Here is an 18090-nt window from a genome sequence, read left to right on the forward strand (position 1 = left end):
CCACTCGTGGTGGGCATCCAGTTCCAGTGGGCCAAGCACTGGAGGTGCCATACGGAACAGAAGGCAAGTGGCATGCCAATGAAATCAGCTTTTGGGGGCCAGTCCTTCCGTGTTCCATTGCGGGAGAATTGCGTCACTCTGTAGCAAAAGACCCACAGAGTCCCGGATCAAGAGGGGTCGGAATCTTCAGGCGGTGCCCCGGACCTCATAGATCTTCTTGCGGTCGACACCTGCCAGCTCTGCAGCTCGCTTGATGTTGCCCCCCGTCAACTCCACGATGCGGTCAAAGTACTCCCGCTCCTTTGTGGTTTTGTACTCCTTCCAGGGCAAAATCTTGTCACTGTGTGTCGGCAACGGAAGTTCTTCGGCTTTTGGTTGCTGTGTGTGTTCTCCTGCGGGTGCAGGCAGGGCATTCTCGACCTGCCAGGCTTCGATGCCGATGGTTTTTGAGCGGGCGCAGATGTTCTTGATCCGGTAATCCAGTTCGCGGATGTTTCCGGGCCAGTCGTGGCGCTGCAGGGCGCGCAAGGCATCCGGTGACAGCACATGCGCACGTCCGGGTTTTCCTGAGATGAACCGTGCCACGAAATAGTTCGCCAGCAAAGCGATGTCTTCGCTGCGCTCCCGCAAGGGTGGAAGGTGCAGCTCCAGGCCCTGGATCCGGTGCCACAGATCGGCGCGGAATTCGCCATTCTGGATTTTGGCGGGAATGTCCTGATTGGTCGCCACGATCAACCGCACACGGCTGTGGCGGGTTCTGTGTTCCCCAAGGACCGTGTACTCGCCGCTGTCCAGCACACGCAGCAGTTTCAACTGCACGTCGGGTTTGAGGTCCCCGAACTCATCCAGGAACAGGGTGCCCCCGTCCGCCAGTTCGAAAATGCCCTTCTGGTCCGCGATCGCATGGGTGAAGCTGCCCTTGAGATGTCCGAAGAGATGGCTTTCCGCCAGGCCTTCCGGGATGGTGGGACAGGTTAATTCCATGAATGGCTTGTCACACAGGGGGCTGAGTTGGTGAATCAATCTGGCGGTGAGATTCTTGCCGCATCCGGTCTCTCCGGTGAGCAACACAGGAATGTCCAGTAGAGGGGCGAAGTCCCGGCAGATCTGCATGGTCTCGCGGAACGCCGCGCTGGCCCCAAGAACTTGCTCGGATGCCGGCAGGTCCGGATCAAAACGATGGGGCAGCGCCCCCTTGGCTTCTTCCAATGCAGCCACCAGCGCAGATTCTGAAGCACTTTTTTCCAGATAGGTCACCATGCCTTGGCGGGAGGCATCGACGACCGTGCCGGAATCTCCCCGATGAGAAAGAAAGATGGCCGGATGAAGATGCCCCGCACGACGCAGTGCCTGCAACAGGTTTATACCCCCGTTCATATCGCCGGGAAACTCCACATCCAGCAACAGGATGTCAGGCTGATGCAGCGTGATCCATCTTTCCACCTTCTCAAGATCCAGAAGGTAGGAGGACTCGTACCCGAGGCGCTTCAACAGTTTGACCGTTTCCCTGCAGGTCGTCACCTCATCATCCACGACAAGGACATGCAGACCGTTGGGCTGGAGAGTCGTCAATTGGGTCTCCTTTCAATGCCGGCTTTCATACTGGCGGGGGGCTCCAGAGGCAAACGCACCAGCATCACAGTTCCGGCAGGGCTGCTGTGTTCCACCTGGATCTCACCGCCATGAATCCTGGCGATTCCCCTGGCGAAGTACAGACCATACCCAAGACCTGTGGACTTGGTGGTACGTCCTGGAGTCCAGATGTCAGCCAGCATTTCAGGGGCGATCCCGGGGCCGGTATCCGAGACCCGGATTTCCAGAAACTCGTTGGCACTGCACAGGTTCACGGAAAGCTTTCCTTTGCGGATCATCGCTTCCAGTGCATTGGCGACAACCACATCCAGCATGGCACGCAGCGACGCCAGGGAACCGCACACGGCAGGGACTGCGGAAGGCTGCTCCTTGAGCAATTCAATGCCGGACATGTTCTCCAGATGCAGATCGGCCAGTACGCTGTCCACAAGTGTTGCCGGATCAATCCACTGCCACTTGGCATCCACGCGCACGAGGGCGATGAAGTTCGTGATCCGTTGGTCCAGATTGAGCACGGACAGGCGGATCGATTCCAGGGAATCCCGCGCCTCGGCGGCAACCAGCGGGTCTGATTGCTCCAGCAGCGCCAGCACATTCCCTTCGGCACGCTGGATTGCCGTCAGCGGTTGGCGCATGTTGTGCCCAAGACTGCGGCTGAGTGCCACAAGATGAGTCAGCTCCTGCTGGGTGATGCTGGCCGATTCGTCCACCCCAAGCAAAGCCCGGCCAAAGTGACGGCCCTGTATGCTCAAACCGCGTATTGTCCAGCGTATCCACCGGTTACGGACTTTTTGGAGAACGGGTTCGTCGGATTCCGTGCAGAGTTTGAGAACTTCGCCAATCGTACCAGAATCCGTATCGCGCAGGAAGCACTCGTTTGCAAAAAGCAAGCGCCCATTTGGATCGAAGATCCCCACCGCTTCGCTGCCACTGTCCACAATACTGCGCAGAATGCGCTCCTGCAGGCTGATCCTGCGACTAAGCGAAGCAAGCAACACCAGAAAAGCAAGCAGCCCTGTCACCGGCGTTGCAGGGTTCTCCAGCACTCGATTCGGCCACGGAACGGAATCGAAGCGAAAACTGAGAATCATGGAAGGTAGCGCCACATGCAGTCGTGCCTCTGCCAGCCCATTCACTGCCCGCTCGATGGTGGGAAACTCAAACTGGTCTTTGAGAGGAATCCGCGCCAGCATGCGGCCCCGCTTGTCATGCACACTCATATAGTTCGCTTCATTGAAACGTATCCAGAAGCCGTCTCTGGGAAGTAGCCTGTCTCCATTCTCCAGTTGAATTCTGCCAACTTCCCGGAGAGTCCAACTCGTTCCGTCCAGGTAGCTCACAATCCCCTGATTGAAAGCCAGGTACACACCCGCGGAATCGACAAGCGTATTTTGAATCAGGTCTTCGATCCACCAAGTGGCCTCGAATTCATTCGTCCAACTGTCCCAGATTGCTGCATTGGCTCCAAGACTGTCTTCAAGCAGCATCCCATGCTTGGTGGTCAACAATGCGTGTCGTCTGTCCTGAAGCGGTTGTATGAAAAGGCTTGAGCAATCGGGCCCAAAGTCCCGAAGAAAGATGAATCCTGAGTCCGGGTCGAACAGGAACAACCTGGCACGATCATCAGCAATCCCACCCAATGTGTTCCCATTGTGTGGAGCAGAACTTCCCATGGCCCACAGAATTCGTCCTTCGGGTCCGCGAAGCCAATTGTTCTGATTCAGGCTTGGTGTCAATCCACTGGGATATTCAATTCGCTTTTCCGGAAAGTCAGGATCCAGCACAATCCCGCCGCGCCAACCGTTGAAATGTGAATCAATCTTGAGATACACGCATGGGATGCCGCCGCGCATCATCGTCACAGCACCGGCGATCATTGGGCGATGCAGCTTGTCGAAGACCGGCCAGTCGGGGCCCGCCAAAGGTCCCGACCAATCAACCGTGTGTCCATCTCGGTAAAATGTCCTCAGGTTCAGTCGTACATCCAACGAATCCTTGGCATCGGTCAATGCGGCCAGAATCACTCGATTCGAGTCGAGTTTCGTGGCATATGGATACGGCAGAATATCCGATCCGCTGAAATAGAATTGCTGTGTCGGGTTCGGCGATCCTGAATGACGTGTTTCGAGTGAGAATGACGCCTGTTCGAATTTCGTCCGGGATTCGCGCAAACGGTCCAACCAACCATCGAAGTCCACATCCGCGAATACTGCTTCGCCATTCAGTACGGAAGTGTCCACCTGAACAGCCTTGAATGGAGCCCCAGGATTCACAAAGATTTCGGCCATCAGGCCAACCATGAATGCCACCATGGTACAAACCAGCAGACCGAGCAGAAGATGCCGACGGAAGCCCTCCAGGAAGAAGCGCTGCTTCCAGTAGTGCCTTTTCAGGGAGCGCAACCAGTTCATGGTCGTGCCCTGTGGATCACTCCTGTCCGTTCCATTCACCAGCATTCACCAACCATGCTCATGTTGTGATTCTCCTACAGCGATCCTGCGACAAGTCCCAATCACAGCTTGAACCGCATTGAACACCCTGGACCATTCTTCGTACAGTGCGAAAACCGGGCCTGTCATTCCCCAGCCCACGAACAGCTCATCACCGTGCCAGCACCGTGAACCGGCGACTCAGACGCTCGCCGCTGTCGGAAACGATGGTCAGCCGGTGGGGGCCGGGGGCGGCGCGCACGGAGAGGCGGTGGGGCGATTCGGTGCGGCCGAGGAACTCGCCGTCGAGGTGCCAGAACAGCACACGCTGCTCGCGGCGGTGGGCGGCTTCGAAGATGAAGGCTTCCAGCCCGCCATCCAGGCCGCGGGGCAAGAGCAGGCGTGCGCCCTCGGAGGGGTAGATCAGGCTCAGCTCGCCGGTCGGGTCCACGCTGGCCGGATCCTCGGGACGGCAGTCGGTACGCCAGGCGGGCAGCAGGCGATACTCCATGTGGCGTGAGCGGTAGATGCTTTCCACATCGGGAGGCAGCACGAACCACGGCACGCGCACGCGGGCATCGGGCAGAGCGCAGTCAGCGGTCACCCGTTCGCCCGTGACGGGGTCCAGCCAGACCCAGTGGTGCCAGGTGCAGCGGGGACCGTTCCGCGCCTTGAGCGTAGCGAGCACGGATCGGTGCTCCGGACAGACCTCGGAGGCACGCATGCCGCTGAGTGCGCACACATCCAGCGGACGCAACTCGTCCGTGGGCGACAGCAGGCGTGTGGCAGGGGCAGGCAGGGCAGCCAGGATCTCGAAAAGCGCGGGAGCGGCGGCTCCCAGGCCGGTCAACCCGGCGGCACCATGGCCATCGGCATTCCCGGCCCAGACTCCCACCACGCGCTCGGCGGTCACGCCAATCGCCCAGCCATCCCGACGCCCGAAGCTCGTGCCGGTCTTCCAGTACACGGGGACCGCTCCGTCGAAGCGACGCCAGGAACCGAACTCGTCCGGGCGTGTCACATCGGCCAGACAGTCCAGGGCTTGCCAGGCTCCACCACGTCCCAGAGGATTCTCCACCCGGGATGCGGGATCGCCTCCGGGTTCAAGGCCTGGGGTGAAGCGCGCGCCCCGGTCAGACATCGTGCAGCGAGCCAGAATGCCATACGCCGTACACAATTCAAGCAGGCTGGCTTCCGCGGATCCCAGAATCAGGGTCAGGCCGTAGTGCTCGGGTCCGCCACTGAGTCCACCCAGCCCGAAGTCCTGCAACAGGCCGTAGAATCTGGCCGCACCGAAGGCTTTCAACTGGAGCACGGCGGGAACATTGAGGCTGCGAATCAGCGCATCCTTGGCGGGCAGAGCTCCGCTGTAATCCTTGTTGAAGTTCACGGGTGAATAGCCACCCAGATGCGTCGGCACATCTTCCACCAACGAACCGGGCAGCAGCGCGCTTTCGTCGAAGCGCGCGGCATAAAGCAGTGGTTTCAGCAGGGAGCCCGTGCTGCGCCGGGCCTCGATGATGTCCACATCACGTCCGGCTCCCGTGCCGCTGTTGCCCACCCAGGCCCGGATCTCGCCCGTGCGCCAGTCCAGCACCAGGGCGGCCATGTTGGCGATGTCCTCCGCCGCGAGAGATTGCTGGCGCACATCGAGAATCGCACGGGTGCGTCGCTGCTCTTCAAGATCCAGGCTGCTGCGCAGACGCGGCGGTTCGCCAGCGTGCTGTGCGGGATCGAGTCGAGCACGGGACTGGAGCGTGTGGTACAGATGTGGTGCCAGACGCGGGAAGGGGCGTGGGGCGGCGGGCAGGGGCTCGGCAATCGCCAGCTCTAGCTCCAGCGAATCCAGTTGGCCACTTTCGGCCAGACTGCTCAGCAGGCGATCGCGCTGCTCGCGCAAGGCATTGCGCCGCTTGCCCGGATGCAGGGCCGAGGGGCGATTGGGCAGCATGGCGAAGAGCGCGGCCTCGGCCCAGGACAGCTCGTGGGGCGGACGGCCGACATAGCGCCAGGCGGCGGTTTCCAGCCCCACCGTGTTGCCTCCGAAAGGCGCATGACTGGCGTAGAGTTCCAGGATCTCCTGCTTGGAGGCATGCAGTTCCAGACGCACGGCCAGAGCCGCCTCCTGCAACTTGCGATAGAGAGTCCGGGGAGGATTCCCCTGGCTCAGACGGATCACCTGCATGGTGAGCGTGCTGGCCCCGCTGACCACTTCACCAGCCCGCAGATTCTGCCGCATGGCACGCAGGACTGCCAGAGGATCGACGCCGGGATGCGACAGGAAACGCCGATCCTCGCGCTGGATCACGGCCACCCGATAGCGCTCGGGCAGGCTCCCCCCCGGGGGAAAGCGGTACTGCTGATCCGCGGCGACCGTGGCTCCCAGCAGTTTTCCCTCTCGATCCTCGAGCACATAGGACCACGGCTCGCGGAAGAGCTGACCCGGGGGTCGGCCCAACCAGAGCAGCGTCAGAGACAGGCACGCCAGCAGCAGGCGGAACGGAACTCCCCTGCGGCGCATCACGGTCTGGCGGATCCCGAGGACAGCACGCGCACCCAATCGCCGGGCACCACCGCCTGGACGTCGCTGTCGTAGAGGGCCTCGACGCGCTGGGCCGGCATCAGATAGCGTCCCGGGAACGCCGCATGGGCGCGCACCTCGATGCCGACCCGGGCATGGGCTGCCAGATTGAAGTAACTGATCACACGGTCGTCGCGCCGGTCCTGGTACTCCACTCCAATCAACTCGCGCGCTGGATCACGGGGCTCCCAGCCCGAGGGCAGGGAGAGCGTGAGCGCCAGGTCCTTCAACGGCCTGTTGCCCGGGTTGCTCACGGTGGCCCGCAGCACCACATCCGTGCCCTGACGCACGCCGTCGGCCAGGATCGACTGCCCCTGGTCATCCACCAATTCCAGCGTCAGGTTCAGGCCGTGGCTGAGTGCAGTGCCGGTCCCGGGTTCGGGCAACCAGCTGCGGGTGAACACCACGTGCAGCGGAGTCGATGAGGTGTTGCGAAGTACCTGGTCCGCGTTCGTCCCTCCCGGTGTCACGGGCAGTTCCAGAAGGGGACGAGCGGTCTCCAGCTTGCGTGTTCTGCCGGATTGCCCAAGTTCCGCCCGGATGCCCCCGCCCTCCGCCAGCAGGCGTGTCGCTTCGGCGAGCGAGTGCAGGGCCCAGCCCAGACTCTGTGTGCTGTGCTGGCCGGTGCCCAGCTCCCCGGCGATCTCGCGGGAAAGGCGATTCACATCCTCGCGGCGCTCGAGCATCACACAGGCGTCCAGAACCATCGCGCGGTCGCGCAGGCTGGACCCGTAGGCCACATCGGCAATGCTGGCATCGCTGCCCGCGAGCGGCAGTCCCTGACTCAGGGCCTGTGCTCCATCCTCGTGGCCGGCCAGCCTGTACGCGGCCGCCAGACGCCAGCGGCAGGCTGCCGGCAGGTCCTGGCGCTCGCGCAGGCGGTTCATCGCACCCAGATCAGCACTTCCCGCCAATGCCAGTGTATACAGGCGATAGGCCTGGGTCAACTGGCTGGCGGCATCACCTGTGGTCCAGGCGCTGGCCCGACGCGACTGCCAGAGCACCCAGTTGGCCCTCATGCCTGCAGGCAGGGCATAGCCCTGCTTCTCGGCCAGCAGCATGAAATGTCCGGCCCAGGAGTTGGCCCAGTCATCCATGCGCGACCGCCCGGGCCACATCCCGAAGCCGCCTTCGGGCTGCTGCAGGCGCTGCAGGCGCTCGATGGTGGCCCGCAGCCAGAGTCCGCGTCGTTCCTGGAGCGAGTCGGGCAGCTGGCCCAGTCCTTCCAACGCCAGCAGCGGCATGGCCTGTGAGACAATCTGCTCGAGGCATCCATGAGGATATCCAAGCAGACCTTCCAATCGCTCGCCAAGATGCAGAGGTGGGCCCAGCGACAGTTCCAGACGGCCACGCGAGGTGCCGGGAAGACCATTGCCGGGCCAATCCAGCTGCAGTTCTTCCCCGGGCTCCAGCAGTTTCTCAACGGTATCTCTCTCGCGGCCACCCGGGTGACGCAGGGCCAGCTCGATGCGCTGGCTGGCCACCAGATCACCACTGCGGGCTTCCAGAATGACACGGCCACTGCCCGGCAGGGCCGCGCTCTTCAACTGGAAGGACTCGCGACGCTCTCCACTTCCCGCAGCCAGTTGTTTGCTGGCCGGGCCATCAAGCTGCAGACCTCCTTCGGCGCGCACACTCAGCGTGATCGGTCCTGTCACCTCATCGCCCACGAACACGCTCACCGGCAGACTGCACTCTTCCTTGAGCCCGATCACGCGGGGAAGTGCGCCCAGCACCATCAGGGGACCCCGCACGGGCACCGCCACCCCGGAGGAACCGCAGGCATCGCCGGCCTTGGCCACCGCCATCACCTTGACCGATCCCATGTACTCGGGGAAAGGCACCTGCAGTTGGCGTGTTTCACCCGCCTTGAACCGGATCGGCCCGATGAAACGCACCATGGGCGGAAAGCGGTTGACCCTGGTTTCGGGCGGGGCTTCCCAGCCATCACCGCCCAGGGCCAGCACCGACTCCATGCGCCCGGCCAGTGCTCCACTGACGCGCGAGTAGTTGTCGTAGTGCACCACGGCCAGCGCTTCCTTGCCGTAGAAGTGGCTCCAGGGGTCGGGGGTGTCCGAATTGGTCAGATCCAGCAGGCCCTCGTCCACGATGGCCAGAGTCATGTCGCAGGCCAGACCGTCCCGTTCGCTGAGCGTGATGCGCGCCTCCTGACCGGGCAGGAACTCGGCGGGAGTCTTGAGCACGGGGTGGAGGCGTGTATCCGGATTCTCGACCGTCAGGGGCAGCATTCCGGTCAGGCGCAGGGGCAGATCGTTGGCGCTGTTGCGCCAGGGCTGCAGCACGGTGACATGCAGGTAGAGCGTGGGAGAATGCTCGGGCAGCAGGGGAATCTCGAGGCGTGTCGAGCCGGCTCCGGCGGCCTGGCGGTATCGGCGCAGGACACGCCCGCCCTTCTCCAGACTGACCAGCACCTGGGCTCCGCGGGCGGTGGGAACCTGGATGATGGCGGTCTGCCCGGTCTGATATACTTCGCGATCGGGGCTGAGCGCCAGCTGGGACAGACTTTCCGCCGTATCACCGCCGCGGCTGCCCTCGATCTCGGGACTGTCGAAGAAGAGGAACTGCCCGCAGCGGTGCCCGCCCTGGATGTCGCGGGCCAGCAGCAAGTAGCGGCCCCAGTCCTGCTCGGGAACCATCAATTCCCAGTCGGCTCCCCCGGCGGACAGGGTCAGTGTATCACGCCGGACCGGCTCGATGCCTTCGCGCGTGAGATAACGCCCGATGTTGTCGGCCCCTTCTTCCCACCACCAGTGCCAGTCAATGGCGTAAAGACTCAGTTCCACGGGAACCGGCCCGGTGGGCTGGCCTTCCAGATCCAGGGCCTGCAGGCGAACCCGGGTGGGCCGATCGGTGGCGTGAAAGCCCCAGGCATTGGGCTCGGGCAGTTTCATGCCCAGATAGCGCGGCCAGGCATGGGCGGGCAGCACCTGGTTGCGCTGGCTGAAGACACCTGCTTCCTCGAAGGCCCGCGCGGTGAACACGGCGCTCAGCCGTCCCGGCGGACGAGCGTCCAGAGGCAGGGGATCCAGCACCAGCTTCCAGTGCCCGGCTCCATCCAGGCGACCTTCCGTGAGACGGAATTCCGCGGGCTGGAAACTGCGTGTCGGGTCGCGGAAACTGAACTCAGTCCAGCCCGGGAAAGGCCGTGGGTCCTCGCGCAGGCTCAGGCTCAGATCGGCCTTCAGGCCTGCGGCGGGAGCACCGTGCAGCCAGTGCACATCCAGGTTGCCCGTCAGTTTCCGGCCGGCCAGCAGCGGGCCTTCCAGCTCCAGATCCACGGCCAGACGATTGGGGCGCACGCTCTCGATGCGCAGCAGCTGACGGAACTCACGCCCGCCCAGTTTCAGCACGGCCTCCCAGTGCCCGGTGGGCGCATCCGGGGCCGTGGCCAGCCGGAACACATTCAACCCGGACGCCGCCATGTTCTGCCGGCTGCTCAGATAGCGTGTGCCCAGCGGAGTCCGCAGCTCCAGCTCGAGAGGATGCCCCGCAGGCAGTGTGTGTTGCGGATCCTGAACCATGCAACTGACGAAGAGGGAGTCTCCGGGACGCCAGACACCGCGCTCGCCCGTGATCCAGGCCTTCAGACCGTGTTCGGCGCCCACGCCGTCGGTGTCGAATCCACTGAGCGAGAGCCGGCTTGCCGCGTCCAGCTTCATGAAGATCCGGTCGTCGCCGCGCACGGCCACCAGCAAGGGACTGGCATCCCGCCAGCTGGTGGGCAGGCCCGCATCCGGATTGGCCAGCCGTGCGAAGCCCTGGGCATCCAGGGACGCGCTGGCGAGACGCAACAGGTCCTTGCTCCACAGTTCGACGCGGGCGTCGGGCACCGGGCGTCCGGTCTGCAGGTCGCTGACACCCACCAGCAGGCTGCCGTCCTCCTGACTGCTGGCCAGCAGCCCCAGGTTGCTCACCAGCACGTTGCGCCCCGTGACGCGTGTCGGTTCATCGTCCCACCAGGACCAGAAGAAATCGTCGGCACAGGGATCGTCGGAATGGCTCCAGCCCTGCTGGACCGCGGCATTCCTGCGGGCATCCAGAAAGGCCCGGTAATCCTGATCATTCTCGCCATGGGCCAAGGGACCGGGAAGCACGGGTTCGGGAATCATGCCCGCGCAGGAATACAGCGAGTGCCCGGGCAGGAAGAAGGCCTCCAGGTGATACAGCCCTCTGGGGAATCTGCGTGCCAGCGGGGCCAGATCCAGCACATGGCGTGTCCACTCCTGACGCCGTTCGCCCGGATCGGGCAGGGCGAACTCCTGCCACCAGACACGGCGGCCCACCCGGTACAGCTCGCTCTGTCCATCCAGTTGGTTCACCTGCAGGAACTGGGGCAGGTTGTCCTGTGGCACACGGATGGCGCTGACCACCAATCCGCGCAGATTGCGGCTCTCGATGGGCAGCAGCAGGCTGTCTCCCGAGGGCAGAATGGTGCCCTGCCCCACGAAGCGCAGGCCCGGCTCCGCCTCGGGAAGATCCAGCTGGCCCGCCCATGCCTCACCCAGACTGGTGCCATGCGTGCTGCGCAGTTCGCCCGCCACGCTGACCTGGACCCGCCCGCTCATCCGGGTGCGCGGGACCAGCACCACCCGGTTGCCTTCGCGTTTCAGATCCAGGGCCACCGCCGGTTCGAGCCGGACCAGCCCGGTCAGTTCCTGGTCCGGATCCAGTGGATCACTGAACTCCAGCACGAACTGCTGGGGAGCGGAGCTGCGCTCGGTGAGCTGCAGGCAACGGAACACACCGGTTCCGGGCAGAGTCAGGCTGCGCGTGCCCTGCTCGCTGGATCCCGCTTCCCGGGCCGACCAGCGCAGCTCGATCACCCGGTCCTCCTCGCCACGCTCGAGGCTGTCGGCCCAGAAGGCATAGGTCCGGGCATTCGAGGACAGCTGGCCCTTCAGTGTCACGGGACGGCCATTGAATACCAGACGCAGCATGTGCGCCGGCCAGTCCTGATCGGCCTTGTCGGGAAAGCTCAGCTCGCCCGAGAGTCGCTGGAGTTGCGAGTTCCCGCCAGGGCTGGGCGAGAGACTGAGCGTGCTCAGTTCCATCTGGAAGGGCTGCACCTTCAGCCTGAAGCCGTAGCGAGTATCACCCTTCAGATCCTTGAAGACCTTGCCCATGTTCACGCGACAGCGATACTCCTGATCGGTGGGCAGGAGCTCGTCCGGCGTGAAGACCAGAGTCCGTGAATTCCGCAGACTCATGCGTCCCTTGAGCACGGGCGTGAAGCGAATCAGACCGGATCCGTCGGCCAGATCATTGGGACCGATCTCGATGTTGTCGCGGAAACTGATCTGGATCTCGGCATCGCGGGGAATCAGTCCGTTGGTATGGGCATAGATCCGGCTTTCCAGTTCCGGCGAATTGCCCTTGGGGCCCGCGCAGGCCAGCAGCAGCAGCAACACCAGAACGCGGTACATGGAACGATGGGCCGATGGACTGCTCGACCGAAGGTGAGGGCGGATCATGGGACTCTCCCGATGGGGAATGGGGACCGACCGATCCAGAGGATCCGGACAGCCGGCGGCAAGCGCCCCGAAGATAGGGTTCGAGCCGGGGCAGGCCAAGGCGGGTATGGGCGGAGGCCGGGAGCGCCCATCAAGATCGGATCCCCTTCAAGACGCGATCCACCACGAGCCGAAGGCACAATGCATAAGTAGCCCGTGGATTCCCCACGGGCTACATATGTGTGATGCCTTCGGCGGGGGCCTGGAACGCCTCCTGGTCACCCAATGAAGAAGGCCCGCCGTGCGGGCCTTCCGTCAGAATTCCAGGCGCATGCCGCCCACGGGCATGATTTCCCAGCCGATCTGATCCTTGGCTCGTTGGTCCTTGACGCTCCAGTAGCGGCTGACAACATTCTGGCGGTCGTAGGCGTTCTGCAGATCCAGGAAGGTCACCAGATTCCAGCGTTTCAGGTGAAAGCGCCAATCGGCACGCAGGTCCAGTCGGTGATACAGGGGCAGGCGGTCGTCGTTCATCCGGGTCCGGTCGTAGCGACTCCGGCCTGCCGCCGCACTGGCCACGGGATCCAGGGGCGTATACGGGGCTCCTCCGGAGACCGCCCAGCGCATGCTCAATTCCAGACGATTGTTGGGGATCCAGCCCATGATCAGCGTGGCCATGTGGCGGCGATCGAAGGGGCCGCGCAACCAGGGGCCGCTCTCGGTGCGATAGCGCGACAGCGACCAGGCATAGCTGAAGGTGCCATAGGTCTTCTCGTCCAGCTTCTTCTGGGCCTGGAACTCAAGCCCGTAGGAGCGGCCTTCTCCACCGCTGGCGATCTCGCCCAGATCGGAATAGCCGAAATAGGATCCGGCAGCCGCCAGGGGCAGCCAATCCTGCTGCAGACTGTAGGGCATGTCCGTATACAGACGATAGAAGCCATCCAGACTCACCAGCCAGGCATCCTGGGGCCGGAACTCGACGCCCGCCTGCATCTGGCGCACCTTCATGCTGGACACCTTGTCGTTGGCCGCGTCCTGCACGGCCCAGACCGCGGGAATGGTCTGCGCATACAGGCCCGCCGAAGAGGTGAGCGCCCAGTCCCGACCCAGATCCTGGCGCAGGCTCAATCGTGGTTGCAGGTCGGTGGTGCCAAAGAAGTCGTCGTGATCCAGGCGCGCACCGGCCGTGATCTGCAGCCCTCCACGCAACCAGGTCACATAGTTGAGATGGACCCAGCTGCGCTTCTTGTCCAGTGCACCGTGCACCTGGGCCGCTGGCAGTACTTCGCCGTAGGGGGAGGTCCAGGAATCCAGCGACACATCGTGCTGACTGTCGAGAAGTTCCAGTCCCACACCCAGATCCAGGCTTCCCTTCCCGATTCGCTCGATGGTGGACAGCTGAAAGGTGTGCACATTCTCGCGGGCCGTGTTGTCATTGTGCTCGGTGGAGTCGAACCAGGAGAAGTTCTCGTTGAAGAGCTGCTGGTTCAGGGTGTACGACAGAGTGCGTGTGGCGCCTCCGGGGCTGAAGTGCTGCCATTGCAGGCCGCTCATCCCGTTGCCGACGCGCGTGTCGTAGTTCATGCCCATGTCCGCATCGTCGATGGCGGATTGCTGGATCCGACTGCTGCTGCCCAGGAACAGCCACTCGAGCCGGTCGTGGTCGCCCATGGGCCAGGAGAGCTTGGCGTTGGCATCGGCCATCACGGGAGCCGTGGCCAGGTTGAGCTGGCTGGTCATCAATTCCAGATAGCTGCGGCGTCCGCCCAGCAGAAAACTGCCTCCGCCGCCCGCGGGGCCTTCGAGCTGGAAACCCGCACCCGCCATGCTTGTATACAGTTCCCCGCGCAACTCCTGCGAGTTTCCGCGGCGCATGCGCAGGTCCATCACGGACGAGAGGCGATTGCCGTAACGTGCATCGAAAGCACCGGGCACGAACCGCACATCGTCGATGAAGTCCGCCTGCATGATGCTCACCGGACCGCCGGTTGAACCCTGCGAAGCAAAGTGGCTCAGGTTCTGGACAGGATGCCCATCCACGAGCATCAGGTTCTCGATGGGGTTGCCGCCACGCACGACCAGGTCATTGCGCTGGTCGTCCACACCCATCGCCACGGCAGGGTGCACGTTCAGCAGACGCGAAACGTCCTCGGCACTGCCCGGGGCCCGGCGGATCTCCTCGCGGTTGTAGCTCACGGCAGGAGCGCCACCTTCCGCGCGGACCGCGAACCAGTCGGGCCGCACCACCAGGCTTTCTAGCTGGATCACCGCGGGCGAAAGCAGAACCTCGACAGGATCATTGCGGGTGGGCTTGACGATCACGTCCGTCAGCACGCGCGTCTCGTACCCCACCATGCTCAGGGTCAGCGAATGCACTCCGACCCTGACCTTGCCAATGCTGAAGGCTCCGTCAAGGTCCGTGGCCGTGCCCAGATTGCTGCCCGTGATCACCACGTTGCAACCGGCCAGAGGCAGATGGCTGTGGGCATCGAGGACGCGGCCATCCACAACGCCCTCCAGAGAGTATGCACTTCCATGTGCCTGTGTCACCAGCAGGGGCAACAGAAGAATCCAACCAATCCAGTGGCGCATGCCAATCTCCTTTTCACCATGCAAGTCGGGACAGCTGTGTGTTGTCATTCGGGGCCTCCGTCCTTCATGGAACGGGAAAGATCCACACCCGGAGCGCTCACGGCGGACAGCAACAGGCTCCAGCCGCGTTCCACGAACTGCGCCGGTTCCAGGGGCAACATGCCCTGACATTGTCCCGCGATCTCGATCAGGCCCATCGAACAGCCAGCCAGGACCAGTGCGAATTCCAGCGGATCCAGGTCCTCGACCAGCAAACCGGCGGCGCGACAGCCCCCGAGGGCCTGGGCAAGCTGGGTGATCGAACGTCCGCTTTCCCGGCCCCAGGCCGCCTGCAATTCGGGGCTCAACTGTTCCTGGATCGCTCTCGATCTGGCCAGCTCAACCAGTCCGGACCGTTCGCGCGTGGCGTGATGGTATTCCATGTATTGCTGCCCCATCTGCCCGAGGCAGCTTGCGGGATCCTGGCAGGTCTCCAGAACCCGCTGGAACCGGTCGCCCAGATCCTGGATCGTGGCCAGGGCAATGCTTCCCAGCATGTCCGCCTTCGAAGGGAAGTAGAGATAGAGCGTCCCCTTGGCCAGCTCGCAGTGCGCCGCCAACTCGTCCAGAGTCACGGCGCTGTAGCCCTTTTCCAGGAAGAGTCTTTCGGCGGCTGTCAGAATGCTGCGCCGCCGTTCGTCCCGCTCCCGTTCCCGGCGTTCCGTGGATCCCATCGGGCCCTCCAATGTTCTTCAGTTCAGTCAATGACTGACAGTCATTTTCAGCGGGGGCAAGAGTAATGACTGCCAGTCAGTTTGTCAACCCGAGTGCAAATTTTCGGTAACATTTCTGGCAAGTGCTTGTTTGGATTGATCTTGAAAATCGTTCTGGTTCATATCCGCCGTTTGCATTTCTTCGGTCTTCCCGTCAAGACCCCCTGCAGCGGGGCCGATTCAAGCCCCTGCGGCCCGGACCGGGGGCGCCCGCTGCGGCGGTGTAAGGACCAAACGGGAGTATCAACCATGACCTTCAGGCGCACCCTTGTCGCACGCACCCTTCTGAGCACACTGCTGGCCCTGCCCCTGGTGACGCAGGCCCAATTGAGTGGACCCGAGACCGAAGCCGTCTACGGTGGACGCATCAACGCGATCGTCTGCCTTCCCGTTTCCGACACACACACGCGCGTATTCATCGCCACGGAAAGCGCCAATTCGCTGTTCTCGGCGGACTTCCACACGGATGCGGTGCCCGATGGCGACGGCACCTTCACCGTGCTGCCCGATGCAGACGCGGATGCCGGTCTGGGATCCGGCATTCGTGAACTGGCCGTGGATGCCAACACGGGCCTGCTCTTCTTTCTGCTGCAGGATCAGGGAATCCAGCGCATCAGCACGGACGAAGGCAGCCTGAGTCAGGTGGCCAGCGGCAACTTCAACTGCCTCCTGATTCACGACAGCGTGCTGTACTCGGTATCCGGTGGGCAACTGCACGCCAGCAGCATTGACGAAGAGAACGGCGATCTGGTCGCCCTGCCCTGGTCGCCGCTGAGCATCGGCGGCATGCCGGGAGGCATCGGCAGACTGGCGATCGGCGAATGGGATGGTGAGACACACCTCCTTGGCTTCTCGAACGGAGCGGCACAGCCCCTCTGGGTGATCGACGACGCCCTGGCCGAGATCAGCGGTTCCAGTTCCTTCGTGGCGATTCCCACCACGGGCCTGACCACGCCCCAGGACTGGACGGCCTTTGGCGTGGCCCCCGACGGACGGCTCTTTCTGGGCGGGCGGATCGGTCAGGAGCCCAATCATCACAAGGCCGTGGCCATCTACGACCCTGAGACCGAAAACTGGAACGAGATCGACACGGAGATCGGCGGCACCAGTGGCAGCAATCTTTGCTTCGCCGGGGACGCGGAATCCTACAGCGTCTACTTCGGCACCGCCTGGAGCAACGGCATGGGTGAAACCGGAAGCTGGACTCCCATGGGCGGGGGCGGCTTCGAGACACATCCCAACGATGGGGCAGTGGCCACCGATCCCAATGACGGTGCGGTCGTCTACATGACCACCGACCAGGGTCTGGGACGCTCACTCGATCAGGGATTCAGCCTCAGCGAGATCGACGAGGGCATCGAGGCGGTCCAGGTGGGCGATCTGGAAATGGACAGCGGCAAGGACACTGCCTGGCTGGCCAGCAAGGCCGGCATTCGCTGTGTGCGAAACTACCAGAGCAGCCCCGAGTGGAGCGTGGCGATCTTCCCCAACAACGATGGCTCGCCCTACCATTCCGTCGCGATGGACACCACCGATCACAGTGGAAACACGGTCTTCGTGGGCAACTCGCGCGTGTACCGCTCCACCAATGGTGGCACCAGCTGGGACATGCTGCTGGATGCCAGCCAGGCGCCCTGGAATCTGAACTTCTTCTGCAGCGTGATGGCTCTGGAGGTGGACCCGTCCAACGGACAGCGTGTGGCCGCCGGTTGGTTCAGCGGCAACCCCGGGGGCAAGGGACTGATCGCGATCAGCGAGGATGGTGGTGACACATTCTCCGTGCTGGACCCCAGCCCGATCCCCAGCGATGGCATGGATGTCAACGATCTGCTCTTCTGCCAGGAGGATGGTCAGTCGGTACTGTACGCCGGTGTGGACTATCGCTACAGCGACAGCACGGCCACCAGCAATGGCGTCTACCGCATCACGGGATCCACGGATGAGGGCTGGACTGCGGTGAAGGAACTCAACTGGGCCGTATCGATCAAGGATCTGGCCCGTGATTCAGAGGGCGGAATCTATGCGGTGGGCGCCGACCTGAGCGATCACGCCGTGGCCTATTGGCGCAACCCGGTCAGTCAGGAATGGGAAACGTTGACCCAGTCGGGATTTCCGAGCAACGGCGAAGCCAGTGCGGTCACGGTGGGCGACGATGGTGCCGGCGGGGAAATGCCCTATGTGGCGGTGAATACGGAGATCCTGACCCTGGCCGAGGGGGCAAGCGCCTGGAGCAGCGATTACAGCTATCCCAACGGCACCCGGATCCAGGTTCTGTATTACGACGAATTGCTGGTGGGCACGGGCACCGGCCTCTACGGCCACCCACCGCTCACCACCCAGGTGAATGCCCCGGCCGAGCGGCCCTCCAGCCTGCAGGTGCTGGGGGCCTGGCCCAATCCCTTCAACCCGTCGACACGCATCGGCTTCCGCCTGACCCACCGAGTGCAGGCCCGGATGGAAATCTTCAATCTGGCCGGCGAGCGGGTGGCCACCCTGTTGGACGATACCCTCGAGGCGGGTGAGCACGAGCTGGACTGGAATGCGGGTGCCGAGGCCTCGGGCCTGTACATCTGCCGCCTGTCCGGTGGTGGCCAATCCAGCCAGTTCAAGCTGATCCTGCTGCGATAGCCATCCGGCGGATCGACCGCCGTGACAATGCCCTCAACCGCCCC

At 63.3% G+C, this 18090-nt stretch carries 7 protein-coding genes; 1 reads left to right on the plus strand and 6 read right to left on the minus strand.

Features of this window, described 5'->3' with window-relative positions; translation table 11 throughout:
• Window positions 1-186: 186 nt before the first annotated feature.
• From H6678_03245 to H6678_03270, 6 genes are all read right to left on the minus strand, one after another.
• Entirely contained in the window at window positions 187-1572 is a 1386-nt protein-coding gene (locus H6678_03245; GenBank protein MCB9472808.1) for a sigma-54-dependent Fis family transcriptional regulator, read from the minus strand.
• Window positions 1569-4004, minus strand: a complete 2436-nt coding sequence (locus H6678_03250) for a HAMP domain-containing histidine kinase (protein ID MCB9472809.1) — start codon at window positions 4002-4004, stop codon at window positions 1569-1571. Before H6678_03250 ends, H6678_03245 begins: the two co-directional genes overlap by 4 nt.
• A gap of 190 nt (window positions 4005-4194) precedes the next feature.
• Window positions 4195-6546, minus strand: a complete 2352-nt coding sequence (gene pbpC / locus H6678_03255; protein ID MCB9472810.1) for a penicillin-binding protein 1C — start codon at window positions 6544-6546, stop codon at window positions 4195-4197.
• Window positions 6543-12047, minus strand: coding sequence for a hypothetical protein (locus H6678_03260; protein MCB9472811.1), 5505 nt, complete (start codon window positions 12045-12047; stop codon window positions 6543-6545). The genes pbpC and H6678_03260 overlap by 4 nt, the downstream gene beginning before the upstream one ends.
• Window positions 12048-12389: 342 nt before the next feature.
• On the minus strand, window positions 12390-14666 hold the full coding sequence (locus tag H6678_03265; protein ID MCB9472812.1) for a TonB-dependent receptor: 2277 nt from the start codon (window positions 14664-14666) through the stop codon (window positions 12390-12392).
• Window positions 14667-14710: 44 nt separating this feature from the next.
• Entirely contained in the window at window positions 14711-15379 is a 669-nt protein-coding gene (locus tag H6678_03270) for a TetR/AcrR family transcriptional regulator (GenBank protein ID MCB9472813.1), read from the minus strand.
• Between the two features lie 288 nt (window positions 15380-15667).
• On the opposite strand from H6678_03270, the gene H6678_03275 reads away from it, so the two are divergent.
• Complete coding sequence (locus H6678_03275) at window positions 15668-18046, plus strand: T9SS type A sorting domain-containing protein (protein ID MCB9472814.1); 2379 nt, start codon at window positions 15668-15670, stop codon at window positions 18044-18046.
• Window positions 18047-18090: the final 44 nt, after the last annotated feature.

This window comes from Candidatus Delongbacteria bacterium, assembly GCA_020634015.1.
Classification (GTDB): Bacteria; CAIWAD01; CAIWAD01; order CAIWAD01; family CAIWAD01; genus JACKCN01.